Here is a 26,690-nt window from a genome sequence, read left to right on the forward strand (position 1 = left end):
CGAAGTCCTCAAGACAGCCACGGACATCAGCCAGCTCCGCCGGAGTCATACGACGACCGTCTCACGAGGTCTCGACGTAACAAAGCACTACTAGGGCGCGGGCGGCCTGCGCGGCGGCGCCCATCCGGGCGTGTACCCACGCCAGCCGGTCCCACGCCAGCGCCCGAGCGTGCGCCGATCCCGAGGCGGCGGCGGTGGTCGTCGCGGCCTCGGCCAGCGTCAGAGCCATCCGGCGGGTGCGGTCGTCGCCGGTGAGCAGGTAGGCGTGCGAGCCCAGCAGATTGGACTCAAGGGCCGCATCTCCGCCCTCATGGGCGGCGCTGAGGCCGACCTGGTAGGCGCGCTCAGCGCCCGCCGGATCGCCGGCGTCTGCGGCGATCCACCCGGCAACCTGGGCGATCTCACCGACGTGGCACAGCAGCGCCCGCCCTACGCTCGCCGGGTGGCTGCCTTCCCGGTGCAGGAGCACGGCCTGGTCCAGCTGCCGGTTGGCCACCTCCACCAGGTCCCCGCCAGGCAGCACATCGTCGGCCAGACGCAGCGCGTGAGCGCGTGCCTGCAGTGCGGCCACCGTGGCGGCACCGAGCCGGCGACCGGTCCGGGCCATGACCCGCGCCACGACGCCCTCGATCTCTGGCAGACCGGTCAGATCCGGTAGCCGGTCCTCCAGGAGCGGGGCGGGTGCCGGCACGTCGAAGAGTTCCTCTTCGCTGAGACCGAACACGTCGGCGTAGAGCATGCGGTACGGCTCGCTCGGACGGTGCTGGCCAGCCTCCCAGCCACGGATCTGCCGCCGCAGGCTCTCGGGATGCGCGACCGGCACGGGTGGCACTCGACGGGAGGCGGCGGCGCGCAGCTCGCGGGCCATCTCGGCCAGACTCCACCTCCGATCAGGATGCCGCCGTTGCGCGCGCAGGCGCCCGGCCCAGGCCGGGTCCGTGTCCATCGCGCTTGCCTCCCGGGCGCAGCTCCTGCTGGGGATATCCGCGTGTGTACCAGTGTGACCCCTGCCCATGACCGATCGCACGCGGTTCGCTGGGGTTCATGCCATCCCCTCCTGGCGGCTCACGCGGCACGGTGCCAGCGCTCGCCGCACACCTGGCGTCCGAGCTGTGCCGCGCTCTGGCCGAAGGCCACACCCTCACCGCCTACCAGGTGCCTCTGGGCGCAGAAGTCGTCGTGTCGCTCTGGCATGGAGTGACTGCCCGGTGCGGCGCCGGTGTCATCTGGTGGACGTACCAGCCTGAACCGGACCGGACGGTGCTCACGTTCGCCTATTCGCCCACGACCGCGGCTGTCCGCCTGGCGCGGGTCTACGCTGCCGCTCGGCGACAGCCGCTCTCGGCTTCGAACACCGCCGGTCTGGCGTGGCCGTCCTCCTGGCGGGTTCCCTCGTATCCGTGACCGCTCGGGCGTCCCTCGGGCGCCAACCGCGGAGGACGAGCGGAGCGGGAGACACAGCCACACCTCACAGACCCTCGGGGGTCATGGCGCGTACCGGCTTGGCGAAGGGATAGTGATCAATGCAGCAGGCCGCAGCCTTGATCGATCGAGTACACGCGGGAGCCGCGGACGTGCGATGCGGTAGCTCACAGCGCCGTTCAAGGCCGGTGCCGCGCACTGTGGCGGCGTCGCAGGCGCGCGCCGGGGCCTGGCCGCGCTCCCGCGTAGTGAACCGGATGATCGCCCCTCGGGCGACGGTCTGCGGCGAGATTGGAAGCAGTGCATCGGCCGTCAGCAACAGCGTGCCGTGGCTCCGGTCGATGCCCCGCATCAGCCGCCCGTTGGAGTTGCTGACCCTGCGGGCGCCGAACGGGGATCGATGCAGCAGCTTCCCCTGGTAGAAGCCGTCGTCACGGTGCAGGTCAAGGAGGCAGGCGCTGGTCAGCACGGGCCGACACCACGTCGGTGTGCCGGGCGAGCACGTCCTGGATGGGTGCCAGGCGACGGCCGCTAGTGTGCGCGTAAGCCAGGCTCACGTGCGGACGGAACCGTCGTCGGCCTCGGGAACGCGCTTGCGTCCCCAGACCGCAGCGATGCCGTCGCGTACCGCGCGCCGCACCGCGTTGACGGCCTCGGCGGGCCGCACCGGCAGGTTGACGCCCTCGGCATCGACAACGGCCCGGCCGAGAGTGTTGCCTCCGACGCCGCTCAACAAGATCGGAGGCCTGAACGCTGCCGACAGGGACGGTAGCCGATCAGGAAGGCGAGCTGGGGTAACGCTTCTCAGATCATCCCGCATATCATCGGCGGGTTCACCACGTGGGTGACCATCGCGGCACGCGACCGTTCAGGCTGCCCCGGGAGCCCTCTGAGATTGGGGTGAGGGTAAGAAACGTGTCATGAGCCCCAAACGAGCGTGATCGCCGTTCGTCGCAGTCCTCGCCGAGTTGGTCGCCCTGTAGGCGGCGAGTGTGGGGTATCTAAGGAGGGCGAGCCGCAACCGACCGGCCGGTGGCGTTAGCGAGCCGTTGGGGCTTGGCGGCGGATTCGGCGGCGGGTAGTTCCATGCGGCCCAAGCGAGCGGTGCTGTCACCGCGCTCTTCGCTCAGGAAGTCGCGAGCAACAAGGCCATCATTGTTCCGGTGACCACGGCCAGCACCACGGGCGCCACGGCGTGGGAGCGGTGGCGCCGGTGCGCGAAGTCGCGGGCGCGGAGGTGGAAGCCAACTGCACCGATCAACAGCAGCGTGAGGCCGGCCGCGGCCGCGACAGCGAGCGGCTTGAGCCAGAGGCCGGCCGCGAGCCCGAGCGCGCCGGCGATCTCCAGGGTGCCGATCGATCGGGTCATCGTCGAGCCGACGCCGAGCCTGAGCAGGTTGGCCGTCACGGGATCCCGTAGCAGGACCTTCTGGGCACCGGCGAGCAGGAAGACGAGAGCGACCAGAGCGCTCAGTGCGTTGGCGACATACGCCATGGTACGACCTTCCACGAAGAGAGAACGAACATTCCTTTTTTTAGAGAGAGGTGGCAAACTTGTCAAGTACGAATGTTCGTTCTACGTTGTGATCCCATGGCACGCATGCCCAAGGAGCACCTCGAAGCCCGCCGCCGCCAGATCCTGGACGCCGCCCGGCACTGTTTCATCCGCAACGGCTTCCATGCCACGTCCATGCAGGACGTGCTGACCGAGGCCGAGTTGTCGGCCGGGGCCGTCTACCGTTACTTCAAGAGCAAGGACGACATCATCGCGGCGACCGCCGCCGAGGCTCTCGCCGAGGTCGCGTCGGCGTTCGAGGCGGACGACGGCGCGCGGCCGCCGGATCTGGACAACATCGTCGATCTCGTACTGGGGGTCGAACGCCCGCCGCTGTCCGGATCGCAGGAGTCGGCCCAGTTGCTGGTCCAGGTCTGGTCGGAGGCGCTGCGATCGTCGTCGCTGAGCACGAAACTGAAGGAGGTCATGGCGGAGGCCCGCGGCGTGGTCGGCAGCCTCGTGGCGCGGCATCAGCAGCGCGGGCTGCTTCCCGCCGACGTCCCTGCCGAGCAGGTGGCCGATGTCCTGATGGCTCTGGTCGACGGGTTCCTGGTGCGCCGCGCGGTATACGGCCACGCGGATTCGGCGGCCTTCAGGAACGGCATGCGAGCCCTGATGTCGGCGCCCGCGCAGGTCACCCGATAGAGAACGAACATTCGCTCTTGACTGTCGCGGCTCAACCGTGCTCTCCTGAAAGAACGATCATTCGTTCTAAGGGGGCGGGTTTGTGACAACGAAAGCAAACGTTCTCATCGTCGGCGCGGGGCCGACCGGCCTGGTGCTGGCCATCGACCTGGCACGGCGGGGAGTGATCCCACGGATCATCGACGCCGGGCGCGCGGACCACCGGGAGAGCCGGGCGGTGTCGATCGTGGCCAGATCGCTGGAGATGCTGGACGATCTCGGGCTGGCCCACGCCGCCATCGAACGAGGCGTCCCGCTGCACACACTGAACTTCTACCAGGGCACGACGACCCTGGCCGAGATGGACGTGACAGCCGTGGACTCCCCGTTCCCGCTGGACCTGTGCATCCCGCAGTGGCAGACGGTCGCGCTGCTGCGCGAGCGCGCCGAGGAGCTCGGAGTCGTCATCGAATGGGAGACCCGCCTGGTCGGGCATCAGGCCGGCGAGCACGGCGTCAGCGTGGAACTCCGGCATGGGGACGGCCCCGGCGAGCGGTGCGAAACCGCGTGGCTGATCGGCGCCGACGGTGCACACAGCACCGTGCGTGAAACGGCGGGAATCACCCGGGCGAGATCAGACCTGAAGCGGGGCTTCATCCTGGGCGACGTCGCGGTGGACTGGCCGCTCACGCGGGACCGCTTCCACGTCTATTTCGACACCTCTGGCCTGGTGGCCGTCTTCCCCATGACCGGGGGCTACTGGCGCATCCTGGCCAGCACGCCGGACGATCGACCGCCGCAGAACCCAGGGCTGGACGACTTCGCCGCCTACGTCGCCGAACGCACGCCTCTGGACTCTCGCGTACGCGATCTGCAGTGGAGTTCGTCCTTCGTGGCCCGCGAGAGCCTGGCCGACCGGCTTCGCCAGGGCCGGGTCCTCCTAGCCGGCGATGCCGCGCACAGCCACAGCCCGGTGGGCGGTCAGGGCATGAACACAGGCATGCAGGACGCCTACAACCTGGGCTGGAAACTCGCGCTCGTCGTCACCGGGCACGCCGAGGAGTCCCTCCTGAACAGCTACGAGGCCGAACGCTGGCCCGTGGTCAAGGCCGTGGTCGACGCGACCTCGACCACCACGAAGGTCGCAACCGGCACCACCCTGGTCGCCCGTAGGGCCAGGCGGCACGCGCTGCGCCTGTTCGGCAGGCTCAATCCCGTACAGCAGCGGCTGTCGAACGCCTTCGGCGAACACCTCGTCCACTACCGCGACAGTGACCTCGTCTTTGAACGCTGGCACGAGTCACAGGCCAGGGCGTGGAGCGACGTCGCCTGTACCGGACCGGAAGCCGGCGAGCTGGTACGGGACGTCTACGTCGAGAACCGTGAGGGGCCGGTGGCACTCCGGCACCTCCTCGGGACGCCGGGCCACCACCTCGTCCTGTTCGCGGCGGACACGACGGACTCCGCCACGCTGGCCGCCTGGCAGGCCTCCGCACGCAAGGCAATGGCCGGGCACGGCGAGGTCCATGTCATCACCCGCGGCCATCTGCCGCACGACCCCATGGACGGAGTCTTCGCCGACCTGCGCAGCGAGGCCCACAACCGCTACGGCGTGCGCCGCCCCAGCCTGTACCTGATCCGCCCGGACAAGTACGTCGGGTACCGCGGCGACAGCGTCGACTTCGCACCCGTGAGCGACTACTTCCGTGCCCTGGGCGTCCGCCCGTGACACCGCATGTGAAGAGGAACTGGACAACCCCGTGACACAAGAACCGACCGCCCCCAAAAGCCTGGCCGGAATCGGCGCGACCGCCCTGGGCGTGGCTCTCCTGCGCGCCCGAGAGAGCAGCCGACCGGACCGGCTGTTCGACGACCCCTACGCGCGGCACTTCCTCCAGGCCGTCGCCCCGGCGTCCACCCCGTGGGCCGCCGGGCCTTCTCCGGCGACCGCACGTTTCCTGCAGGTCATGGCCGAGCAGGTCGCCGTCCGCACCCAGTTCCTCGATCGCGCGCTACTGGATGCCGCCGAACGAGGGTGCGAGCAGGTGGTCCTGCTGGCGTGCGGCATGGACGCCCGCGCGTTCAGGCTCGCCTGGCCGCCCGGCACCAAGATCTTCGAGCTGGACTTCGCCGACGTGCTCGCATTCAAGGCAGCCGTGCTCGACGGCCGCGGCGCGACTGCCGCGTGCCACCGCGTCGAGGTCGCCACCGACCTGCGCCAGGACTGGCCGCGCGCGCTGGCGGAGTCCGGCTTCAACCCGGGGCTGCCGGCCGCCTGGCTGGCCGAGGGCATCCTGTACGCGCTCCCGCCCGAAGCCGCCGACCTGCTCCTCGACCGGATCACCACCCTGTCCGCCCCAGCGAGCATGCTCGCCCTGGATCACATGAAGGACTCCGAGCTGCTCCGCAGCGCCCGCGCGGGCATCTCCGCCGAACTCGTCGACCTGTGGCGCGGCGGCCCCACCGAGAACCTCGACGCCTGGCTTACCCGCTGCGGCTGGCAGCCCGCCGTGACGGACATTGCCGAGGCCGCGGCCGCCTGCGAACGCCCGATTCCACCCGCGTTCGATCCTGCCCGCGCCGACGCCGGCCGGGGCTGGCTGGCCACGGCACACCTCCCGAAACCTCGCTAAGAGGCCCCTCGACGTGCTGGCCATCGAGACCGAGTCCGCCCCTTTGCGTCAACACCAACTGCCGCGTTCGGCCCATCGAGCATCTCAAGCACGACCCTGATCTTCGGACTGGCCCGACGCCGAGTGCGAAGGCAACCCGGTTAAGGACACGCTCTGAAAGACGAGCATGCCCGAGATCAGCACAACGAGCATCGTTGCGAGCCCAACAGCGATTCCCAGGAGCGCGCGGATGCGGGGGATGTTATAGGCGATGCGCCACCAGGCGATGTCACGCGTTTCGGCCGCGGGAAACAAACGAGCCAAGCAGACCAGGTAGCGGTGGGCGGCTTCGGGATTCCAGTACCGGCTGGGGCGGTATCCCCCGCCCGGATCGCCACAGGGTGGACGCGTCGCGATAAGCGTGGGGATGAGCCGATCCAGCAGGTGAGAGCGCAGCGCGGCGGCGTCGCTGCCAAGTCGGTCGGCCAGCGGGCTGGGGTCGGCGCCCGGTGTGAGATACACGGTGCGGATCAGCCATAGCCCTAGTGGGGTTGAAGTGAGGTCCGCCAGCCCACGGGCCTGGCCTTGGACAAGTACGTCCAGGACCTGCCGCCAAGCCGGGGATGGTGAGCTGGGCAGGCAGTCGCTCAGGTAGGTGGCTGCCTCCTGGCGAGTAAGCGCGCGGGGAGCGATGACGGCGGCTGCGGTCAGCGGCCGTCCGGTCTGGCCGACTGCGGCACGAAACTCGGCGGTGTGGCTGGTGAGGATGAGCTGGCCGTGCACGCCCAGCGGCTTGTTGAGGGCGGTCAAGATGGAGACGCGCTGGTATTCGCCGACCTCGTCCAAGCCGTCCAGGACAGGCAGGACGTAACCACCATGGACCAGGGCGGCGGCGGCGCCAGCGCCAAGGTCGGGAGTCCTCAAGGCCGGATAGTCCTGTTCCAGTCGGCTGACCAGCCAGTCTTGCAGCGCGGGGTACGCGAGCGTGTCTCAGGCGCTGACCGGCACGAGCACTGGCACCGGGACGGGGTTCTCGATCAGCAGGCTCGCGCCCGCCTCGCCCAGGTGGGTCAGCGTCGAATGGCGGAATTCGTGCAGGCCCCACCCCATGCCGGGACCGCTCAGCGCGGTGTGCTCGTCCAGCAGGGCGCGGGCCAGGCCTGTGTCAGGGCAGACGTCGCGAGGGCTGACGACCTTGCCGGGGCCGGGGCGGCGGTGGGTGACGAAGACCGGGCCGTGAGTGCGGCCTTTGAGCAGGCGGGGTAGCAGCCGGGCGGCCCGGCGTCCCAGAAGACAGTCTCCAGCACGAAGTCCTCGCGTGCCTGGCCGCGGCGGCGGGTCTTGGCGCGGGCGCCCTTGGCCTTGACCCGCGCCTGGCGGGCGGTCAGGTCGAGGTCTTCGATGTTGAGGGTGAGGATTTCCTCGGCCCGGGCGGCGGTCTCGTACAGGAGCCGGTAGAGGGTTTCTCCCGGACGCCGATGTCGCGGCGGGCGATGAGCCGGTCGATCGCGGTCGTGGAGCGGGCGGGGGTCTGGCTGTCGGGGGCGGCCAGCCGCTTGGCCCAGGCGGGCACGGCGGGTGCGGTGTGGCCGTGCTCGCGGCACCAGGTCAGCCAGGACAAGATGGCGGCGCGGCGGGCGTTCCAGGTGTTGACGGCCGCGCCGCCCCACAACGCCTCCAGTGCCTCGCCGACCTCGTCGTCGGCCACCGCCGCGAGCGGGCGGTGCTCGCCGAGCCGGACCGCGGTCTTGCCGACGCCGGCCGCGGCGCGGACCGTCAGAAGGTGGTGGGCGGCCGGCAGCGGTGTCACGACGGGCACGTCGTCCTCCTTGCCGCAGATAACAGGGCCGCTTCACGAAGCGGCCCATGTCCGTTACCGCAGGTCGTGATCAGCGATGCGACAGATAATAGGGTGCTATCTGTAGCGGGCGTCATCTCCTACAGAGTGGCGTCGCGCAGGTCGAGCCTGGTCTTGCCGAACGCGGCGGTGACTGACAGCTCCACGGGCACCACCCAGCGGCCGGTCAACCCGGCCAGCTCGCCGAGGGTCTTGGCCGAGTAGACGACGGTCAGCCGCTCCTCGAACTTGTCCGTCGCCAGCGCGTCGTTGAGCACCGGGGCGACCCGGTCGCGGTCGACGTCGGACGCGCGCACCTCGCGTGGTTCCTGCCCGCTGCCTTCCGTCCGGCGAGCCGTGGCTCAGTCGGTCGCCAGTTCCTGCCCACCTGGGTGAGCTTGGCCAACCACGTCGCGCGGCGTTCGTTCATATCACGACGATAGCCGGGCAAGCATCGCGGTGACATCGTCGGCGAGTGACTCGTCGACAGGCGCGTGGCGGTTCATCAATCGGTACCACATCGCGCCGAACACCATGTCGACCGCCAGCTCCAGGTCCACGTCCGCGGAAAGTGTCCTGGCGAGCACGGCACGCAGCGCCCGTCGGCGGGAGTCGATGAACCCGCGCATGCGTACGGCGAACGCCTCGTCGCTCTGCGCGTCGGCCATCAGGCCCACGACCACACCGCCCACCGCGCCACCGCTCAGCCGGAAGGTCTCAAGGAGGAACGTGCGCAGGTCCTCACTGCCCGTGGGCGCCTCGACGAACACGGTCAGCGCTTCAATCATCACCTCGGCCTTGGTCCGCCACCAGCGGTAGACGGTCTGCCTGCCGGTGCCCGCAGCCTGCGCGATGCCCTTCAACGTGACGTTCTGATAACCGTCGCGCTCGCACAGATCCAGGGCCGCGCGCAGGATCGCACGCCTGGACGTTTCGCTCCTCGGTCTGCCCACCATGGCCGCCACTTTACAAGACACAATGCCTCGATTTATAGTTTCGAGGCAAGGTGACTCGAAAGAAGGTCTTGACAATGCGTACTGTGATCATTGGCGGAACCACCGGCGTCGGCCTGGCCACCGCGAAGCTGCTGAGCGAGCAGGGCCACGAAGTGATCGTCACCGGGCGCACTCCCGAGCGGGTTGAGCAAGCAGCCAAGGAGACCGTTGGCGCGGGTTACGTCGTGGACGCCAGGGATGAGCAGGCCACACGCGACTTCTTCGACCGGATCGGCCCGGTTGACAACGTGGTGATCAATGTCAGCGGGCGCGGCCAGGCCGCCGGGCCGCTCTCCGCGATCACCGCGGACGCGCTGCGCCAGGCCGTTGAAGACAAGCTGATCCCGCACTTCCTGACCGCGAAGGCAGCGGCGACGGCACTGTCGGAGCGCGGCTCGATCACATTCGTCGCCGCCGCCTCGGCAGGCGCGGCCTTCCCCGGCTCCAGCGGGCTGGCAGCGATCAACGGTGCGATCGAGGCCGTCGTCCCCGGCCTGGCCGTGGAGCTGGCGCCGATCAGAGTGAACGCGGTGTCGCCGGGCGTGGTGGACACCGAGTGGTGGAGCTGGCTGGACGAGGCGGCCCGGGCCGAGGCCATGAAGGGCTTCGCCGCCGCCTCGCCACTCAACCGTGTGGCCGAGCCGGCCGACATCGCCTCTGCGATCGCCTTCGTCGTCGGCAACGCCTTCACCACGGGCACGGTCCTCACCGTCGACGGCGGGGGCAAGCTGAAGGCATGAGGACGATCCTGGTCACCGGTGCGACCTCCGGTCTCGGGCTGGAGCTGGCCAACCGGCTCATCCGGGGTCGAGGAACGTGGGGACAGTCATTAGCGGTACGGGGAGTTCGAGCGGGTCAGGGCAGTGCACGACCAACAGTGTTGAGTCAGCTTTCGGCCCGAACATGGCGGGATAGCCCGGCGCGATCACAAGATCTCTAGTGTTTCAGCAGGTCGCGGCGACCATCCGCACCATGATCCATCTCACCGCTAATGACTGGCCCCACGTTCCTCGACCCCGGAGTCGACGCTCCGCCGAACGCCGCCGCCGGCGGCAGGCGCTGCAGGAGCTTCATCGAGGGCAGACCAAGTACGAGAGAAAGGGACAGTGGGCTGCTGAACTGCTAGAACTGGCCGGACCTGCCTGTGTGAGGTTCTCTCGGCTCATAGATTCTTGCGCATGAGAACGCACGTGGTCTCGTGGCGATGGATTGAGCCGTCCGGCGCTTCCTCGTCCCAGGCTTCCGGCTTTCGGCCGTAGGCGACATAGCCCAGACGTTCGTACAGAGCGCGAGCTCGAGGATTGTCCTCTTCGACGGCGAGTTCCGCCCTGTCCAGGCCGCGGTTACCGATGCGCTGTTCGGCGGCCTGGATCAGCAACGTTCCCAGGCCACGGGACTGGAGCGCCGGAAGCACGGCGAGCTGCCACAGGGTACCGGCCCCCACACTGAGCCGGTAGTCGACGCCACCGATGGCGACTGGCAGGTTCACAGGAGTGCATACCGCCAGATAGTCCACCTCTCCCTTCGCGGCGCGCGTCAACGCCCGCTCCACGTGGCGCAGGTGGCCGGCCGAACCCGACCATGTGCACGCGGGCAGATCGCGGGGCAGGAGGTCGCGGACGGTGACCGGGATCGCGACGGTGGCCTTGATGGGGCGATGGGCATCGATCACCGGTGTGAGGATGTCAAGTGACACAGCAGCCTGGCAACGCGTTTACCGGTGGACGGTGTTCCCAACCCCGTATCGCTGACCAGCTCATTCTCCTGGAAGGAACTGGTCGCTGCCCCTTTCCGACGTACTTGGTCTGCCTCGGTACGACGCCCGCCGCTTCCTGATCGAGGAGAGACCGAACACGCGCTTCGTGCCCTCCGGGCACGCCACGCACGACGCCGGGAAGATCACCAACGTTCACAACTGACCAGCCCGGGCCGGTTCGACGACGCCCGGCCTTCCGGCGATGAGGCCCTGGCAGCGCTGACCCTGTTGGCCAACCTGCGCGACTGGCTGGCCGACGTCGAGCCCGACCTGATCGCCGCGGCCCGCGACGCCGGCGTCACCTGGGAGGCGCTCGCGCCGGTGCTGCGCGTGGGCGACCGCCGCGCCGCCCAGCGCCGCCACGCCCGCCTGCAGGACGCCCGCGACCGTCAGGCCGGCCGCCAGGACGTTGAGAACGTCCCCACAGACGTCCCAGACGTCCCGCAAGACGTCTCGGCCGGCCCCGCCATCCCTGGGCCGGTGGGGCGGGGCTGGCACGACGACGACCTGTGCCTGTGGCGCGAGGACGGCGAGTGGTGCCTGCAAGGCCCGGACGGCGTGATCGAGGTGGACGGCTTCGGCCGTGATGGGACCATCGCGGCCCGGAACGTCGCCGGCGCCAAGGCCGCCGCTGCGGCCGCCATCGAGGAGCTGACCGGCCGCCCGGTGACCGGGTGGGATCAGGACGAGTCGAGCCGCTCCATCCACGGCACGTCGTCCTGGTACCCCTGCACGAAAGCCTCCTAACCCCGATAGGTCCGTCATCCCAGGTGAAACGGGGTCTCCCGCGTGGCTCGCGCCCCCGGCGAGGCCTTCGCGGACCGCATTCAGCACCCCACACCCCTGCGCCAGGGCGTGCGGTGCTTGTGCGGCCGACCGAGTGGCGGCCCGCCGCAGCCATAGGAGCTCCGGGCCGAATCGGTCGGCCAGGCGTGCGGGCCCCAGGGACCACGCCGACACCTGGTCACCCAGGGGCGCTCGGCGGCGTGGGCCACTCCTTCAGCTGCGGGCCGTCTGGCCAGACGGGGAATGGGTGCTGCTCGATCTCCACGAGCAAGGCCGGAACGTCCTCGCCCGAGCCGGTGGCGTCGTCGGACGCGGCGCCGGTCTCCTGTTCCTCTAGGGCTTGTGCTTCCGCTTGCGCCGTTCTGATGGCCCCGGCCAGGTCCATCACGGACTGCCAGGCCGGCCCGTACCGAGCCTGTGCAGCAGCGACGGGATTGGGCACCAGTCCGCTGGAAGCGGGTGGTGCGCTGGCCGTCGTGGTGACCGGCCGACCGGCTCCCTCGCCGACTCCGGCCCCTCCCGGCCCCTCTACCACTCCCACAAGGAGCAGGGCTCACCCTGCGAAGGGCTGGAGGGCTGCACCTTCGTCCAGCTCAAGGGCGACCCGAAGACCGGCTCTCGGAGGCCATGTTCACCCTCAACGCCGGCACCCCGTTCTCCCCGCACTGGCAAACCAGCCCCGAGCACGTCGTGGGCGTATCCGGGGTCATGTTGTGGCACGTGGAAGGGCACAAGACCTACCGGGTGGGCGCCGGCGACTACCTCTACTACCCCTCCAAGGCCGTCCACTGGGGCAAGTGCGCCCCGGGCGCCGACTGCGTCTACTACGTGTACGACTCCGAGCCGTACGACTTCCACCCCGCCGAACGCTGACCGGATCGATCTGGCAAGATCCGTCCATGGATTGCCCGTTCTGCGAGATCCTGAGCGGAGAAGAGCGCGACGTCCGCACCCTCGGCACCGTCGCCTACTTCCTGTCCGCCTACGCCGTCACAGAGGGCCACTACCTGGTCATCCCCACCCGCCACGTGGAGACGTTCTTCGACATGTCCCCCGCCGAGGCGGAGGACACCCGGGCCGCCCTGCACGTCATCCGCGAGGAGCTGATGCGCGAGGACGCGAGCATCGACGGCTTCAACATCGGCATGAACTGCGGCACCTCGGCCGGCCAGTCGATCTTCCACGCCCACACCCACCTGATCCCGCGCCGCACGGGCGACGTCGAGAACCCGCGCGGCGGCGTACGCGCGGTCATCCCGTCGCGCCGCGAATACACCGAGACCGCCCCCTGATTGCAGAGCTGCGCACCGACCTGTCCTATCTGCACATCTTCGAGTTCCCCGGGCACCGTCCCTTGACCCTGCGACTGCGCGAGCGGTGGCCCGGCGTGTTCACGGTCAACCCGTACCAGGCCACGTATGACTCACCTGCCAGCCAGTTGTCCGTCATGGAAGAGGGCTCGCCGACGACCTGGCGTCATCCCCGTGTTGAACGGCCCCACTGTTCGCCCCACTTCCTTGACGCAGTCGTACGCCGGGCCTCGCGTCCGACCAGACGGACGACGAGGAAGAGGCGAGGCACCTTCTACGGCCTCACCCACGGGGAATCGGGTCGCCCATGCCGCCGGGATCACCGGTCTGGGCATGGGCGCGTCCCGGTTCGTCACCGACGGCAGCCGGGGATTGCTGCTCGACTCCCAGGCACTGCTTGGGATGGTCAGTTCCGCCTTCGCGGAAACAGCGGCCGAAGCCCTGCTGCACCCACGCTGGCCGCGGTGCTTACAGGTGAGGGCACCACGCTCCGAACGGCCCAGCCGCTGATCATCGCGGGAGCCGGGGGTGATCCTGTTCGACCGGCTCGAACGCTCGCACGCCGCCGCGGCATGTTCGGCCGCTACTGAGCACAGGTCGCGCGATAGGCGGCACCTGTGACGTAATGCGCCCACTCTGCCGTGCTCAGTGGTTTCCCCGCGCGGGCGCACACCGCCGTGGCCACCGCGCCCGGCTCGACGGGCTGCTCACGCACTGTACCCGCGCCGTTCAGCACCAGCACCTTCGAGCCATCGGCGGTGAAGGCCAGGGCCTGCACGCCGTCCCGGTTGCCGTCGGGCAACTCACCCAGCGACGCCTTCCGCGCCAGGTCGAACAGCCGTACCCGGCCGTCCCTGGTACTCGCCGCGACGACGTCCTCGCGGGGTGACCTGACCGCCGCTCCCGCGAGGTTCCCCCTGATCGCCTCTCCGGCCGGGCGGCGCGTGGCCACGTTGTAGACGGTCATGCGCCCGCCCAGGTCCACGATGGCGATCGACCTGCCGTCACGAGTGAAGACCGCGGCCGAGAGCATGATCCCCTGGCCGCTGCCGCCGAACGGCTCGCCCATCGGCTCGCCCGATGCGACCTCGTAGAGGCGCTCCGCGTCGGTGGCCACCGCCAGGGTCCTGCCGTCCGGAGCGAACTTCACGTCATGAACCTCACGCACCTGCTGTGACCACAGCAGGCGACCGGCCGTCCAGTCCCACATTCCCAGCCTGTACATGCCGGAGTCTGCTTCGTCCACCACAGTGGCCAGCCGGGTTCCGTCGGGGCTGAAGACCACATGATCGGTGTCGGTGAACCCGGACGGCGTCAGCCTGGCCAGCTCCCGCCGGGTGCCCGTGTCAAGTACGGAGATCGTCCGGGAGCCGCCGACGGCGGCCAGCCGCCCGTCCTGGCTGAGGGCGAGCGCGCCCACCGCGTCGTCCCCGGCCCGGCGCTGCAGGGGCGTGCCCGGCGCCCCGCCGGGCGTCGTCAGATGGATCTTCTCGAGGTCCTCGGTCGCTAGCAGGCGGCCGGAGGTCAGCGCGGCCTCCGACCAGGACCGCCCCCGCGCGTCCTGCACCAGGTCGGCGAGGTCCACGGTGACGACACGGTCCTCGGTCAGATAGCGCAGCACGTGGCCGTCGAAGGCGACCGGGGGGACACTCGCGAAGTCTTCCGGCAGGCCCTCCGGCAACGTCACCTTCGTCAGGAACTGCCCGTCCGGCTGCCATACCTGGATGTCGTCGTGGGTGGCCGTGGCGAGCAGTCGGCCGTCGGCACTGAAGGTCGGCTCGCCCCGGTTCCAGGCGACGCCGTCCTGCCCGATCGTGCCGAGGACCGAGCCGTCCGCGGGCGAGAGGATCCGCAGGCCGTCGCTCACCGCCACGGCGAGCGAGCGGCCGTCCGGGGCGCCGGCGAGCGGCCATTCGCACAGGTCGCACCGGTCGTCCAGCGGGAAGGTCGACTGCCTGGCGAGGTCCGGCACGCGCAGCCGGTCGATGCGGGTGAGCGGGCTCGACGGGTAGGAGTAGACGGCCTCACCCGATGGCGTCATGGGGCCAAGCGTGGCGTCGGTCCTGGTACGGCGGTTCCGTTCCACGTCCCAGAGACGGTCGCCGCCGCCGATCCGGACCACCGCGTACCTGTCCACGCTGTCGTACTGCAGGTTCAGGCCATCCCCGACCTCACGGCCGAACCGCCACACCGCGATCCGCCGGCCCGTCCGCAGGTCCCACACCCCGGCCTGCTCGCCGGTCGCCATCAGCAGGCGGCGGCCGGTAGGGGAGAGCGCGGCGGCGACCGGGCCGGCGCCGCCGAGACCCAGCTTGGCGATGCCGCCCGCGGATCTGCCCGTGCGCACGTCCCAGAGCCGTACCGCGTCGCCGCCCACGCTGGCCATCGTCCGGCCGTCCGCGCCCAGGATGCGTAGCGTGCCGGCCGCCGTCGCCGGGTCCTTGAACACCGCCACCTCGCGCTGCGCCAGCGACGTCGTCAGCGCCGTCCTGGTCTGCGGCGTCCGGTCCAACTGCCAGGCGGCCAGGCTGAGCTGCATGGCCAGGCGCGGATCGCTTTGCCGGTAGGTGGCCGCGAGCTGCGCCAGCCGCGCTGCCTCGGCCTCGTCGAGCTGTGCGGAGATGCGCTCGGCCCGCTCGTCGGCCAGGCTTCCCTGCTGCACCGCCAGGCCACCCGCGACCAGCGCGATCGTCAGCAGCCCCGCCAGGCTCAGCGCGACCAGCCGGTCACGCCTGGTCCTGCGCCTGGTCAGCGTGGCGGCGGCGGCCAGGAAGTCGCGCTCGGCCAGGGAAAAGGTGATGTTCCTGCGGGCCGTGGCCGCCCACTGGAGGGCGCCCTCCAGGACGGTGCCCTGGAACAGGTCGCCGTCCTTGCGGCCCGACCGGTTCCAGCGGCGGGCGGCGGTCAGGATCTCCCGGTGCACGGCCAGCCCGTCCCGGTTCGTCTCCACCCAGCGGCGGTAGCGGGGCCAGGCGCGCGGCAATGCCGGGCGGGCCAGCCAGACCTCCTCGTCGTCGCGGCCCAGCAGGTAGGCGAACACCTCAAGGATCCGGGTCACCGAGGAGACCTCGGGCGGGGTCCTGCCCTCCAGCAGCTCGGCCAGCTCGGCCCTGCGCCCCGACAGGTCGCCGTGCTCGCCCACGGTGACCAGCCTCAGAAACACCTCGGGCGCGAGCTCGCGCTCGTCGGCGTTGAGCATGGCGTACGCGTCCTCGGCCAGCGTGCCCAGCGCCGGATCGCCCGCCTCCGCGGCCATCCCGGACGCCTCCCTGCCTCCCTCGGCCAGCAGATGCCGAAGGTCCAGGCCCGTGCCGCCGCTGACCAGGCCGAGCAGCAACTCGCGTGCACGGGGCCGGTGCAGCGGCTCCTTGCTGAGCGCGGCGGCCACCAGCGGACGCAACGGGGCGGGAAGCGCGCTCAGGTCCGGAGTGGCGGACATGACCCGGTGCATGACGGCGCCCAGGCTGTCGGCCTCGAACGGGTCCACGCCGGTCGCCGCGTACAACATGATCGCGCCCCACGCGAACACGTCGGCCGGCATCCCGGCCCGGTGGCCGATGAACACCTCCGGAGCCATGTACGTCGGCGTTCCCTTCACCAGGCCGGTCTCGGTCAGCGACATGTCGGCCGTCCTGGCGATGCCAAAGTCGATCACGCGCGGCCCGTCCGGTCCAAGCAGCACGTTGTCGGGCTTGAGATCGCGGTGGACCACCCCGGCGTCGTGGATGGCGGTCAGCGCCGTGGCCACCGCCGTCGCCAGCCGGTGCAGGTCGCCGCCGGAGAAGCGGCGGCCTGCGGCGACGGCGGCACGCAGGCTCTGACCCCCGACGTACTCACTGACGATGTACGGCCGGGGCCCGTCGAGCCGGGCCTCGATGATCCGCGCCGTGCAGAACGAGGCCACCCGCTGGGCCGCCGTGGCCTCTTTGGCGAGCTCGGCGACCTGGCCGCTGTGCAGCACTTTGATCGCGACACGGGTGCCGTCCTCCGCGTAGCCCTCGTAGACCACTCCCTGACCACCCGCGCCGAGCCGCCCGGCCAGCCAATACGTTCCCAGGTGTTGCGGGTCCCCGTCGATCAACATATGCACGGCTCGTTGGATGCGGGCACCGTTGGGAAAGTTGCGGACGATTCGCCTGTGGGTGCCGAACATCGCGTCTGGCGCGAAGTTTCAGGACGGCTTCGGCCCCAGCGTGCTCCGGCGAGGTCGAATCTGTCGGCGATCAGATGGCGGCAGCGGCCAGGTACGGGGGTCGGGCTTGACGGCTTCAGGCGGCAGACTGCCCTCGACGATGCTGAGCCGCACGCCGATATGGTCAGGTCCGACCACGGCCAGCCAGCCCGCGCACAGCCGCACCGGGTGCGCGGTGCAGCAAGCGAAGCCCCGCTTCGCCTCCTTCACAGGGGCGGTACTGGGTGCTGCTTCTGGCCTGGTTACACCTCAGGACGACCAAGGTACTCGGGTGCTGCCGAATGGACGTAGAACGTAGTGGCCGCTCCCGGAGAGGCTGTGCGGCTGATGGTCGCGCGGGCAGACGTTGCGGGTGTACAGGCTGTTGCTGGAGTCCCACAGCCCTGAACATTTGAAACACCACCGGAAGTCGGGGTTGCCGCCAGGCGCATCCCGATGGTCGATGTCCTCCAGCACGTAGTGGCCCGAAGTGGGGATGGGTTGGCCTACCACTACTTGCCCGATCGCGGAGTGCATGCCGATTGGGGAGGATGGGCAGGCGGTTTCGCCGGTTCCGCCATTGAACCACAGCACCTGGCACCACGCACACCATCGCCAGTGATGCTGTCCTGCGCCGCCGTCCTCGACGGTCTTCACGACCCAGTCGATCCCGACGAAGTGGTGTCCGCCGTCGAAAATGTTGCCTGACGGACAGCCGCCTCGGGTGTCGTTGCCGGTGAACCACAGGATCCGGCAGCGGGTACAGGTGCCCCACAGGTGCTGTGCGGCGTGGGCGGGCGCAGCGGTGGCGCCCAGCCCGCTGATCGCGGCGATTGATGTACCTGCAGCGAGACGTAACGCGGTGCGACGGTTGATGTTGGTCATTCGCCGTTCCCCTCTTTGCGTCGCCGATTTGCCGTTGGCAGGTGTGCCGGAGCCTCTACCTGCAATAGGTGTAGTCGCCGCGGCTGCCCCACGAACAGAGGTCGATTCGCCTCAAGTCACTGGCCCTGTAGATGCCTGCGGCGTCGCCGGTGTTGTTCCCCACGTACCAGGACCGCCCCAGTGCAGGGTGGTGGAGGTGTCGCGTCCCTGTCCGGAGCGGATCGTCACCGACTTGCCCGGGCGGAGGATGAAGCGGGGGAACCAGAACTTGTAGCCGGTGCGGTCGCGGAGGATCCGCTTCTCCATCTGGATGCTCCGGCTGGTGTTGTTCCGCACGGTCACGTATTCGGCGTTGAGGGAGGAGTTGCCGCTAGATCAGGAAGGTCTACTACGACTCCCCCGGCGCCGATCGCGGACGGCCGGGGCCCGGGGTCGAGGAACGTGGGGACAGTCATTAGCGGTACGGGGAGTTCGAGCGGGTCAGGGCAGTGCACACCAACAGTGTTGAGTCAGCTCACGTTCCTCGACCCCGAAGACCCCGGTTCAGCCGCCCGGCAGGATCAGGCCCGACTCGTACGCGGCGATGACGGCCTGCACTCGGTCCCTGACCGCCAGCTTGGCGAACAGGTTGCTGACGTGGGTCTTGACCGTGTGCTCGCTGACCACGAACGCCGCCGCGATCTCCGCGTTCGACAGGCCGCGACCGACCAGCAACAGCGTCTCCCGCTCCCTGGCGGTGAGGAGGTCGAGCCCGACGGGTGTCTTGCGGGGCCGCTTGGAGACCATGTCGTCGATCAGCCGGCGGGTCACGGTGGGCGCGAGCAGCGACTCGCCGGCCGCCACCACCCGGACGGCGTGCACCAGGTCGTCCCTGCGCACGTCCTTGAGCAGGAAGCCGCTCGCCCCGGCGTGGAGGGCGTCGTAGACGTAGTCGTCCTGGTCGAAAGTGGTGAGCATGAGGACGCGCGTGTCCGTTTCCCGGCACACCACCCGCGCCGCATCGATGCCGTCCATTCGCGGCATCCGGATGTCGAGGAGGAGCACCTGGGGCCGGTGCGCGCGCACGGCCTCGATCGCCGCAAAGCCGTCACCCGCCTCGGCGACCACGCACATGTCCGGCTGGGTGTCCAGGATCAGCGCGAATCCGCTGCGCACCAGCTCCTGGTCGTCGGCCACCACCACGTTGATCGTCATCCGGTCGCCTCACAGGCCGGGGTGGGCAAGCGTACCGAAACCTGAAAACCCCGGCCCGAAGGGGCGGTGCCGAACGAGGCGGTCCCGCCGCACGCCGCGGCCCGCTCCCTGATGCCGATCAGCCCCTGCCCGCCCTCGCCGCCCTCGCCGCCGCAGCGCGGCCCGCAGCCGTCATCGGTCACGGTGACCCGCAGCGCGTCCTTCTCCCAGGCGAGAACGACCTGCGCGGACCTGGCGCCGGCATGCCTGACGACGTTGGTGAGCGATTCCTGAATGATGCGGTAGACGCCGACCTCCACGTCGTGCGGCAGCTCCAGCCGCGTGCCCGTCTCGACCAGACTTGCCTGCGCGACCCGGCTAACCAGCTCGGGGATGCGGTCCAGCGTGGGCTGTGGATCGAGCGATCCCTGCGTCTCCTGGAGCAGCCCGAGCATCCGGCGCAGCTGCCCCATGGCGTCTCTGCCGCTGGCGGCGATCGCGTCGAACGCCGCCTCTGCCCGCTCCGGCCGGGTGCGTACGGCAAGCGGGCCCGACTCCGCCTGGACCACCATGACGCTGACACCGTGGGCCAGGATGTCGTGCATGTCCCTGGCGATCCGCGCGCGCTCGCGCTGGGCCGCCCGCTCGGCCGCTAGCTCCCGCTCCCGCTCCAGTCGCATCGCCCGCTCCTGCAGGGCGAGCGCCTGCTGCCGGGTCAGGACCGCCACACGGCCCAGGGCGTAGGCGGCCAGCCAGGTCGCCAGCCCGCGCACGTAGGTGTCCATCGACACAGGCAGGAACAACGGCCCCACCGCCGTGACCACGATGGCCACCAGCCGATGCGGCGGCGGAGACCGGTAGGCGACCGTGTAGATCGCGACCATCCATCCGTACCAGATCGGCTGGTTCGGCCCGCCCCCGATGATGTCGTAGAACGGAATCGCGAACGTGACGGCGAACATCACCGTGAGCGGAAACCTGCGCCGCAGCAGCAGCGGCACCGAAGCCGCCACCACCTGCAACAGCAGCGCGCTCGGCCACTGCCGCACCGCCGCCGTGAACGGCACCAGCTGCGCGGCCAGCACCCCGGCGGTCACCGCGACATCGACCAGGGCGGGCGGCAGCGCACGGAGTCTGTCCAAAAGCGCCATCCCAACAAGAAACCACAGCAACCCGCCCGAGCACATCGCCGGTGCGAGGGACTTCCGGGCAGGCATCTCCCTCCCGGGGGCGAGGAGTAGGATCGCCCCCGGCGGTGATCCCATCTCGCGTCTGAGAGCCGACTCTGGTCGGTATGAAGCTCGCTCAAAAGTTCATTCGTCCTCGCCCCGGTCCTCGTCCTGTCCTTCGGCGCCGTCTACATGCCCGACGGGCTCGTACGGGCTCGGCCCGCTTGGACGATAGGTGACTTCGTCTTCCTCGCCTCCCAGGCCTTGTTCGTCCCCCTCGTCCTCGAACTGGCCGCGCCGGGCGAGGAAACGGCAGGCCGCTGGCGTGATCACGGCGTTCGGTCTGCTCGGTATCGCAGCTGGCACCGTTCAGTTCACCATTGACCTGCTCGTCTGGTTCCTTACGGCGAACCGGGCGGAGATGGGGAAGCTCTTCGACCAGGTCCAGGCGGTCTCGGGAGGAATGCCCGTGATCTACACCATCGTGCCGACGTTCTTCTGGGCTGACTTCCCCAGCCATCAGGCACCCGCCGACCGGTGTGACCTGCTCGTTTAGCGGCGCGTGACACACCCTCTGATTCTTCAAACCCTTTGAGGCTCATCATGCGTGCGGTCCAGTATCCAGCAGCGGGACTTTCTGTGGGCATATTAACTCGGACTAAGGTGTTGGCGCCTTTACTGGCAGCTGTGACCGCTGGGTGTTTTTCATTCAGCACCGGAGGTTCTTCGGCCGGGCTAAGTCAGGGACCGAGACAACCACCCACCACCCAGGAAGAACTAAAAAAAGCCATTGACATATTCGGACGATGTTTATCCGACAGCAGAATAGAGCTCGTGAATTCAGGCTGGGACCCGGTTAACCAGCAGCGATTCATCCTCTCCTTCCCGGCTCCTGGGATGCCTGACGACGAACTTACCAGGGCGGTTGATACTTGCCGCAGCAAGCACCTGGACGCGGTTGAGGCCAGGTATGCCGCATCCCATCCGCCGGAGATGGCACCGGAGCTTCTTAAATCCACGCGGGCGTGCCTGGCGGGCCGGGGCGTGAAAGCGCCTACCGGCATTCGGTCTCCGCACGAACTGTTGCAGAGTTTACCAGCCGACAAGCAGCGCGATCTAGCGGACTGCGTCTTGGAGAACATGCAACGCCTATACCCTAGTTTACCTGTCTACAGTTTTCCATGATTTCAACCCACACCAATCGCCTCCAAAGAACCCTAAGGCCTCAGCCAGATGTTGAGGCCAGGAATGGAGTAGCAATGAAACACGCAACCCGTACCGCCGGCGCGTTCGTTCTGGCCACGTCCCTCCTGACGGCGGGAACCTTCGTCATCGCTGGCCCGGCGTCGGCGCATGTGCAGACCGGCAACAAGACCAGGAGCTGTGGCACCACATACCACTTCCGCAGCGAACATAACTACGCGCACACGGAGAAGGCCTCGAACGGAAGCTGCTCCGGGCATGCTTGGGTGCGTGCCCGTCAGTACAACGGCACGCTGCTCGACTGGAGGCACTCCAATGGCCTGGCAACGGTCACTGGTAGTGATTTCCAATGGACCGAGCACAAGACACAAGAGAACGAAAGCGCCGTCCGCTACACGCACTGAGCCCGTAGCCTCACGCCCTGCCCAACGTAGCGGCGCTGTCGTGTACGGGTGGGCATGTGACGGTGGGCGGCACGCACAGGCCCCGCATGAACAATGGTTCATGCGGGGCCTGTACTACATTTGTAGATCTTGGTATTCATAGAGAATGCGGGGCGTAGTTGGCGCATAGTCGGTGAGTGATCTGTTCGCTCACCTACCATCTCGTGATGTCGTGGGATGCCGAGCTTCGGGCCCTGACCGAGCGGGTCGCGGGCCCGCTGCGCGCCGCCGGATCGACGCCGCGCACCATCATCGCCTGCCCGCGCGAGCGGCGCACGTCGTCGGCGGGCTCCGCGGCCGAGCAGGCTCGGGCAACTTGCCTGGCAACTCGCGCCCCCGGAGCCGGTGGAGCGGTGTGTTGCCAGGCAAGTTGCCCGATCGTGGTCAGATGACGCGGACCTGGAACTGATCCCCGTCCAGGACCCGGGACTTGTAGTAGAAGGCGCCCAGGTCGGATCCGCCGAGAGCGTTCTCCGCCAAGGGAATCAGGCAGACGCTGTAGCCGCCGGAGTCGGTACGGGCGCGGACCGGCAGCCACGACGCGTTGCAGCTGAAACTGTTCCCGTTGATGTTGAGGATGAAGATGTTTCGGCCGTAGGGCTGGGAGTACGCGCCGTTGTAGGTGGACTTGAAGGGGTACTCGTCACAGGACCAGGTTCCCGGAGTCGGGGGTTTGGGGTACCCCGGCGGGCACGCCGTGGCGTAGTTGTTGTCGATGAGGGTCTGGTTCTGGGTCCTGGTCAGGACGTCCGGCATCTTGAAATGCACGATGGCGAGCTGGAGGTGGTAGGCATAGGCCGGATAGCGATACGACAGGACGTCGTGCACCGGGCGCACCTGGTCGTAGACGCAGCCCTTGGGGTAACCGGGCAGCGCGTCGTCACAGCGATGCACGGCCGGCGCCGTGGTCAAGCGGTTTGTCGTCGGGTTGACCCACGCCGCGTTGGCGGACCAGAACTCGATCCCACCGTGCGCACCCCACTTGTAGCCACCGGGCGGGCTGGTGAATTGCACGGTCATCGAGACGGCGCGGCCCGGAAGCGCCGACCCGCCGGCCGTGGCGGGGACGGACACCGTGCAACTGGCGAAGCATTCCGGCTCGGCGTAGACGAAGGTGTCGAGCACCGCCGGGATCGCCGGGCCGGAGACGGAGTTGGCCTGGTAGTGCCACGACTGGCTCCAGCTCAGCGAATCGTAGTGGACGGTCGTCAAGCTGGAGACGGTGTACTGGATCGAGCCGATGACGGCCCCGCCGGGCACCGTGAAGATGAGCGTGATACCGTCCTCGACCACGCATGCGGCCGTCCGGGTCTGCGTGGACCTTCCGCCGCAGATGTCGGCGGCGATCCCGACGCCGGGCTTGACCGAGCCGGCTTTCCTCACCTGCTTGCGCACACAGGATGCGGTCCCGGACTTCCCGGCCGCGGCGAGCTTCGCCGCGTGCTGCTTGAGGTCGGCGCCGCACTCCTGGGCGACGGCGGGTTCCGGTGCGGGCCTGTCCGGTGCCGCTGTCACCGGGGCGGTGGGCACGAGCAGGGCTGACAGCCCTAAAGCGACGCTCGCGATCCCCGCTGTCCATCTGGCCACGTGTTACTCCCTTCGTGGAAGTACGTCGGGCGAAGAAAAACACCAGCCTCTGGACAGGCTCTGGAAGTTTACTGAACACCGCAGCTACACTGTGGCGGTGCTGGTCATCCAGGTGCTCGGCCGCCTGCGGGTGTGGCACGATGACCTCGAGGTCGATGCCGGGCCGCCCGCCCGCCGTCTGATGTTGGGGGTCCTGGCGCTCAACGCTGGGAAGCTGACCACCCGCCGGGAACTGATCGAGTCGCTGTGGGGCGAACGGCCGCCGTCAAGCGCGGTCAACGTGCTGCAGACCCACACCAAACACCTGCGCCGCCTGCTCGACCCGCGGCACAGCCCGCGCGACCAGGACGGCGTCCTGTCCACCGTCGGCGACGGCTACCTGCTTCGCCTGCCGGAGGTCGCCCTCGACCTGCTGCGCTTCCGGCGTACGATGGCCGCCGCGCACCAGGCCGAGAGCGACGGCGACCCGGCGCGGGCGGCGACGCTGTTCCGCGAGGCGCTGCGGCTGTGGGAGGACGACGACCCCCTGTGCGACGTGCCGGCGCTCGAAGACCACCCCAAGGTGTGGGGCCTCAAGGCCGAGCGCCGCCGAGCGCAACTGTCCTACTGCGACCTGATGCTGCGGGCGGGCCACGCCGCCGAGGTCATCCCTGCGCTGGCGGCGCAGGGCGCGGCGAACCCGCTCGACGAGGCGGTGCAGGCCCGGCTGATCCGCGCGTACCAGGCGACGGGCCAGCGGACGATCGCCTTCGAGCGGTACGAGGCCACCCGCCTCGCGCTGGCCGAGGAACTGGGCGTGAAGCCGGGCGGTGAGCTCGAACGGGCGCACCGGCACCTGCTTGAGGAGCAGGAATGCCGTGGCGCGCCGAGGATCCCGCGGCAGCTCCCGGCGCCGGTGCCGGACTTCACCGGCCGCGCCGCCGAGCTGGCCCTGCTCGACGCCGCCAACGCCCGCCGCCCACCGGGGATCGCGGTCGTCTGCGGCACCGCGGGCGTGGGCAAGACGGCACTCGCCGCCCACTGGGGGCACCACAACCGCGAGCTGTTCCCCGACGGGCGCATCCACCTCGACCTGCGCGGCGACGACGCCGAACACGCGCTGCCCCCGCACGACGCGCTGGGCCGCCTGCTGACCGCCGTCGGCGTGCCCGATCAGGACATCCCGGCCGACACCCAGTCACGGGCCGCGCGCTGGCGCACCGAGACCGACGGGCGCAGACTGCTCGTGCTGCTGGACAACGCCGCCTCGGCCGAGCAGGTACGCCCCCTGCTGCCCGGCACCCACGACACCCTCATGCTGATCACCAGCCGGAACAGCCTGGCCACCCTGGTCGCCCTGCACGGCGCCCACCGCGTCGAACTGGACCTGCTGCCCCGCCCCGACGCCGTCCACCTGCTGCGCCGGCTGCTCGGCGAGCGGGCGGGCACCGACCCCGGCAGCGTCGACTCGCTGGCCACCATCTGCGCCCGCCTGCCGCTGGCGCTGCGCCTGGCCGCCGAGTACGCCGGGGCGCAGGCGCACCTGCCGCTGGCCGGCGTGGTGACACGGCTGCACCAGGCCGGACCGCTGGATCTGCTCGACCCGGGCGGCGGGGCGGCGATCCGGCACGTCTTCGGCTGCTCGTACCAGCTGCTCGACGCCGACACGCAGCGCCTGTTCCGGTTGCTGAGCCTGAACCCGGCGCCGCACTCCACACCGGCCTGCGCGGCGGCCCTGGCCGACGTCGACGAGATCGGCGCCGCCCGGCTCCTGCACCGGCTCGCCTCGGCGCACCTGCTGCGCTGCGACGCCTTGGGGCGCTACGGGTTCCACGACCTGCTGCGCGCGTACGCCGCCGAGCTGAGCCTTGCCACGGACGGCGAGGCCGAGCGGCAGGCGGCCATCGACAGGCTGCTCGAGCACTACTGCGGGACCGCCGTCCAGGCGAGCGACACCCTCTACCCCGGGTGGAGCGCGAGCCGGCGGCACGCCGGGCTCGCACTCAAACCCAGCGGCGTCACCCTCTCGCCGGGCGCGGCACTGGCGTGGCTGGACAGCGAGCTGGCGTCGTTTGGCACGATCTGCCAGTACGCGGTCAGGCAGGGACGGCCGGAGCGGGCGGTCACCCTCGCCGCCGCGTTACACCGCTACCTGGAGGCCGGCCACGGCACCGAGGCCCTGGCGATCTACGAGTGCGCCGTCAACGCCGCGCGGGGGATGGGAGACTCGAAGGGCGAGGCGCATCTGCGGACCAACACCGGGGTCATCTTGCGGCTGCTCGGCCGGTACGCGTCAGCAGTCGAGGAGCTGAGCCAGGCGCTGGAGCTGTGCCGGCGCATCGGCAACCGCCACGGCCAGGCCCGCTCGCTGTCCAATCTCGGCATCATCGAGGAACGCCTCGGCGCGTTCGCCTGCTCGGCCGCCCGGCACAGCGAGGCCATCGCGCTCTACCGCGAGATCGACGACCCCTTCGGCCAGGCGGCGGCGCTGACCAACCTGGGCAACCTCGAGGAGTCGATCGGCGAGCACACCGAGGCGGCGCAGCACTTCCTGGCCGCGCACGACATCTTCGCCGCGCTCGGCGAGCGTGCCGGGCAGGCCATCGCCCTGACCAACCTCGGCCACATCCACAGCTCGCTCGGCGAGGACACCCTCGCCGTCGCGAAACTGCGCGAGGCGCTGAGCCTGTTCCGCGAGATCGAGCACCGCGACGGGGAAGCGACCGCGCTGAGCAACCTCGGCACCGCCCTGCGCCGTCAGGCGAAATTCGACGAGTCCCTGTGGCACCTGGCGCAGGCGCTCGAGATCTTCCAGTCGACCAAGCACAGGTACGGTCAGGCGAGTGTCCTCAACGCGATCGGTGAGGCCTTGCGCGCCATGGGCCGTGACGGCGAGGCGGCGCAGCGGCACCGGCTGGCGCTGGCGATCGCCGCCGAGACCGGCGACGAGGACGAGCGCGGCCGTGCCGCCGCCGCGCTCGAAAGCCTCGGCTGAGGCCCGCGAGGCGGTACCGGCGTGGCCGGACGAGCGACTCGTGTCCCGGTGAAGATCGCCGGGCTGTCCGGCGCGATGGATCGGAAGGGAACGCCTAGTAGTGCTTTGTTACGTCGAGACCTCGTGAGACGGTCGTCGTATGACTCCGGCGGAGCTGGCTGATGTCCGTGGCTGTCTTGAGGACTTCG

Annotated in this window: 25 protein-coding genes and 1 pseudogene; 10 read left to right on the plus strand and 16 right to left on the minus strand. The window is 69.5% G+C overall.

Going from position 1 to position 26,690, the window contains the following annotated elements; all coding sequences use genetic code 11:
• Positions 1–61: 61 nt before the first annotated feature.
• From AB0I79_RS60560 to AB0I79_RS60575, 4 genes are all read right to left on the minus strand, one after another.
• Positions 62–868: a hypothetical protein gene (locus AB0I79_RS60560; RefSeq protein WP_357894904.1), complete on the minus strand. Its 807-nt coding sequence runs from the start codon at positions 866–868 to the stop codon at positions 62–64.
• Between the two features lie 600 nt (positions 869–1,468).
• Positions 1,469–1,891 (minus strand): hypothetical protein, encoded by a 423-nt coding sequence (locus AB0I79_RS60565; protein ID WP_357894906.1) that lies wholly within the window; start codon positions 1,889–1,891, stop codon positions 1,469–1,471.
• An 84-nt stretch (positions 1,892–1,975) separates the two neighbouring features.
• Entirely contained in the window at positions 1,976–2,155 is a 180-nt protein-coding gene (locus AB0I79_RS60570; RefSeq protein WP_357894908.1) for a hypothetical protein, read from the minus strand.
• Positions 2,156–2,548: 393 nt separating this feature from the next.
• The gene (locus AB0I79_RS60575; RefSeq protein ID WP_357894911.1) at positions 2,549–2,917 is read right to left on the minus strand and encodes a DoxX family protein; all 369 of its coding nucleotides are present in this window, start codon (positions 2,915–2,917) and stop codon (positions 2,549–2,551) included.
• A 96-nt stretch (positions 2,918–3,013) separates the two neighbouring features.
• Between AB0I79_RS60575 and AB0I79_RS60580 the strand changes: the two genes are divergently transcribed.
• The 3 genes from AB0I79_RS60580 (at position 3,014) to AB0I79_RS60590 (ending at position 6,234) form a co-directional block, all read left to right on the plus strand.
• Positions 3,014–3,622, plus strand: a complete 609-nt coding sequence (locus AB0I79_RS60580; RefSeq protein ID WP_357894914.1) for a TetR/AcrR family transcriptional regulator — start codon at positions 3,014–3,016, stop codon at positions 3,620–3,622.
• Positions 3,623–3,704: 82 nt separating this feature from the next.
• The gene (locus tag AB0I79_RS60585; protein WP_357894917.1) at positions 3,705–5,330 is read left to right on the plus strand and encodes an FAD-dependent monooxygenase; all 1,626 of its coding nucleotides are present in this window, start codon (positions 3,705–3,707) and stop codon (positions 5,328–5,330) included.
• Between the two features lie 31 nt (positions 5,331–5,361).
• The gene (locus tag AB0I79_RS60590) at positions 5,362–6,234 is read left to right on the plus strand and encodes an SAM-dependent methyltransferase (protein ID WP_357894920.1); all 873 of its coding nucleotides are present in this window, start codon (positions 5,362–5,364) and stop codon (positions 6,232–6,234) included.
• An 84-nt stretch (positions 6,235–6,318) separates the two neighbouring features.
• Here the strand turns inward: AB0I79_RS60590 and AB0I79_RS60595 are convergent, their stop codons facing one another.
• The 4 genes from AB0I79_RS60595 to AB0I79_RS60610 all read right to left on the minus strand — a co-directional run bounded on the left by AB0I79_RS60595 (position 6,319) and on the right by AB0I79_RS60610 (position 9,006).
• Positions 6,319–7,059, minus strand: coding sequence for a hypothetical protein (locus AB0I79_RS60595; protein WP_357894923.1), 741 nt, complete (start codon positions 7,057–7,059; stop codon positions 6,319–6,321).
• A gap of 538 nt (positions 7,060–7,597) precedes the next feature.
• Positions 7,598–8,032: a hypothetical protein gene (locus AB0I79_RS60600; RefSeq protein ID WP_357894926.1), complete on the minus strand. Its 435-nt coding sequence runs from the start codon at positions 8,030–8,032 to the stop codon at positions 7,598–7,600.
• Between the two features lie 119 nt (positions 8,033–8,151).
• Positions 8,152–8,367 carry a DUF1707 domain-containing protein gene (locus AB0I79_RS60605; protein ID WP_357894928.1) on the minus strand — a complete coding sequence of 72 codons (216 nt, stop codon included), beginning with the start codon at positions 8,365–8,367 and terminating at the stop codon, positions 8,152–8,154.
• 114 nt (positions 8,368–8,481) lie between these two features.
• Positions 8,482–9,006 carry a TetR/AcrR family transcriptional regulator gene (locus AB0I79_RS60610; RefSeq protein ID WP_357894972.1) on the minus strand — a complete coding sequence of 175 codons (525 nt, stop codon included), beginning with the start codon at positions 9,004–9,006 and terminating at the stop codon, positions 8,482–8,484.
• Positions 9,007–9,089: 83 nt separating this feature from the next.
• Here AB0I79_RS60610 and AB0I79_RS60615 point away from each other — a divergent pair, with 83 nt between their 5' ends.
• A complete protein-coding gene (locus tag AB0I79_RS60615) occupies positions 9,090–9,785 on the plus strand; it encodes an SDR family oxidoreductase (protein WP_357894931.1) in 696 nt (231 codons plus the stop codon).
• A 422-nt stretch (positions 9,786–10,207) separates the two neighbouring features.
• Here the strand turns inward: AB0I79_RS60615 and AB0I79_RS60620 are convergent, their stop codons facing one another.
• Entirely contained in the window at positions 10,208–10,717 is a 510-nt protein-coding gene (locus tag AB0I79_RS60620) for a GNAT family N-acetyltransferase (RefSeq protein WP_357894934.1), read from the minus strand.
• Positions 10,718–11,029: 312 nt separating this feature from the next.
• On the opposite strand from AB0I79_RS60620, the gene AB0I79_RS60625 reads away from it, so the two are divergent.
• From AB0I79_RS60625 to AB0I79_RS60635, 3 genes are all read left to right on the plus strand, one after another.
• Positions 11,030–11,548 (plus strand): hypothetical protein, encoded by a 519-nt coding sequence (locus tag AB0I79_RS60625; protein ID WP_357894937.1) that lies wholly within the window; start codon positions 11,030–11,032, stop codon positions 11,546–11,548.
• Positions 11,549–12,214: 666 nt separating this feature from the next.
• Complete coding sequence (locus AB0I79_RS60630; RefSeq protein ID WP_357894941.1) at positions 12,215–12,460, plus strand: cupin domain-containing protein; 246 nt, start codon at positions 12,215–12,217, stop codon at positions 12,458–12,460.
• 26 nt (positions 12,461–12,486) lie between these two features.
• Positions 12,487–12,879, plus strand: coding sequence for an HIT family protein (locus AB0I79_RS60635; protein ID WP_357894944.1), 393 nt, complete (start codon positions 12,487–12,489; stop codon positions 12,877–12,879).
• Between the two features lie 601 nt (positions 12,880–13,480).
• On the opposite strand, the gene AB0I79_RS60640 is transcribed toward AB0I79_RS60635, so the two are convergent.
• The 6 genes and pseudogenes from AB0I79_RS60640 to AB0I79_RS60665 all read right to left on the minus strand — a co-directional run bounded on the left by AB0I79_RS60640 (position 13,481) and on the right by AB0I79_RS60665 (position 20,628).
• A complete protein-coding gene (locus AB0I79_RS60640; protein WP_357894948.1) occupies positions 13,481–16,981 on the minus strand; it encodes a serine/threonine-protein kinase in 3,501 nt (1,166 codons plus the stop codon).
• A gap of 357 nt (positions 16,982–17,338) precedes the next feature.
• Complete coding sequence (locus AB0I79_RS60645) at positions 17,339–17,953, minus strand: hypothetical protein (protein WP_357894950.1); 615 nt, start codon at positions 17,951–17,953, stop codon at positions 17,339–17,341.
• A gap of 111 nt (positions 17,954–18,064) precedes the next feature.
• Positions 18,065–18,307, minus strand: a pseudogene (locus tag AB0I79_RS60650) (hypothetical protein); the annotation flags it as partial.
• Positions 18,308–18,496: 189 nt separating this feature from the next.
• Positions 18,497–19,147, minus strand: coding sequence for a response regulator transcription factor (locus AB0I79_RS60655; RefSeq protein ID WP_357894953.1), 651 nt, complete (start codon positions 19,145–19,147; stop codon positions 18,497–18,499).
• Positions 19,144–20,277 (minus strand): histidine kinase, encoded by a 1,134-nt coding sequence (locus tag AB0I79_RS60660; protein ID WP_357894956.1) that lies wholly within the window; start codon positions 20,275–20,277, stop codon positions 19,144–19,146. Before AB0I79_RS60660 ends, AB0I79_RS60655 begins: the two co-directional genes overlap by 4 nt.
• Positions 20,278–20,439: 162 nt before the next feature.
• Entirely contained in the window at positions 20,440–20,628 is a 189-nt protein-coding gene (locus AB0I79_RS60665; protein WP_357894959.1) for a hypothetical protein, read from the minus strand.
• Between AB0I79_RS60665 and AB0I79_RS60670 the strand changes: the two genes are divergently transcribed.
• Both AB0I79_RS60670 and AB0I79_RS60675 read left to right on the plus strand, forming a co-directional pair.
• On the plus strand, positions 20,621–20,851 hold the full coding sequence (locus AB0I79_RS60670; RefSeq protein ID WP_357894962.1) for a hypothetical protein: 231 nt from the start codon (positions 20,621–20,623) through the stop codon (positions 20,849–20,851). The genes AB0I79_RS60665 and AB0I79_RS60670 overlap by 8 nt on opposite strands.
• A gap of 703 nt (positions 20,852–21,554) precedes the next feature.
• The gene (locus tag AB0I79_RS60675) at positions 21,555–21,902 is read left to right on the plus strand and encodes a hypothetical protein (RefSeq protein WP_357894965.1); all 348 of its coding nucleotides are present in this window, start codon (positions 21,555–21,557) and stop codon (positions 21,900–21,902) included.
• 423 nt (positions 21,903–22,325) lie between these two features.
• Here AB0I79_RS60675 and AB0I79_RS60680 read toward each other — a convergent pair whose 3' ends face one another.
• Entirely contained in the window at positions 22,326–23,528 is a 1,203-nt protein-coding gene (locus AB0I79_RS60680) for a hypothetical protein (protein ID WP_357894967.1), read from the minus strand.
• Positions 23,529–23,625: 97 nt separating this feature from the next.
• Here AB0I79_RS60680 and AB0I79_RS60685 point away from each other — a divergent pair, with 97 nt between their 5' ends.
• Positions 23,626–26,502 carry a tetratricopeptide repeat protein gene (locus AB0I79_RS60685; RefSeq protein ID WP_357894969.1) on the plus strand — a complete coding sequence of 959 codons (2,877 nt, stop codon included), beginning with the start codon at positions 23,626–23,628 and terminating at the stop codon, positions 26,500–26,502.
• Positions 26,503–26,690 lie beyond the last annotated feature (188 nt).

Source organism: Nonomuraea sp. NPDC050202, assembly GCF_040656115.1.
Taxonomy (GTDB): Bacteria; Actinomycetota; Actinomycetes; order Streptosporangiales; family Streptosporangiaceae; genus Nonomuraea.

Coding starts and splice junctions, on each gene's coding strand:
- AB0I79_RS60660 (WP_357894956.1), bottom strand. CDS start 20,277: ATGGCGCTTTTGGACAGACTCCGTGCGCTGCCGCCCGCCCTGGTCGAT.
- AB0I79_RS60640 (WP_357894948.1), bottom strand. CDS start 16,981: ATGTTGATCGACGGGGACCCGCAACACCTGGGAACGTATTGGCTGGCC.
- AB0I79_RS60635 (WP_357894944.1), top strand. CDS start 12,487: ATGGATTGCCCGTTCTGCGAGATCCTGAGCGGAGAAGAGCGCGACGTC.
- AB0I79_RS60630 (WP_357894941.1), top strand. CDS start 12,215: ATGTTCACCCTCAACGCCGGCACCCCGTTCTCCCCGCACTGGCAAACC.
- AB0I79_RS60575 (WP_357894911.1), bottom strand. CDS start 2,917: ATGGCGTATGTCGCCAACGCACTGAGCGCTCTGGTCGCTCTCGTCTTC.
- AB0I79_RS60645 (WP_357894950.1), bottom strand. CDS start 17,953: ATGACCAACATCAACCGTCGCACCGCGTTACGTCTCGCTGCAGGTACA.
- AB0I79_RS60655 (WP_357894953.1), bottom strand. CDS start 19,147: ATGACGATCAACGTGGTGGTGGCCGACGACCAGGAGCTGGTGCGCAGC.
- AB0I79_RS60580 (WP_357894914.1), top strand. CDS start 3,014: ATGGCACGCATGCCCAAGGAGCACCTCGAAGCCCGCCGCCGCCAGATC.
- AB0I79_RS60560 (WP_357894904.1), bottom strand. CDS start 868: ATGGCCCGCGAGCTGCGCGCCGCCGCCTCCCGTCGAGTGCCACCCGTG.
- AB0I79_RS60675 (WP_357894965.1), top strand. CDS start 21,555: ATGAAACACGCAACCCGTACCGCCGGCGCGTTCGTTCTGGCCACGTCC.
- AB0I79_RS60610 (WP_357894972.1), bottom strand. CDS start 9,006: ATGGTGGGCAGACCGAGGAGCGAAACGTCCAGGCGTGCGATCCTGCGC.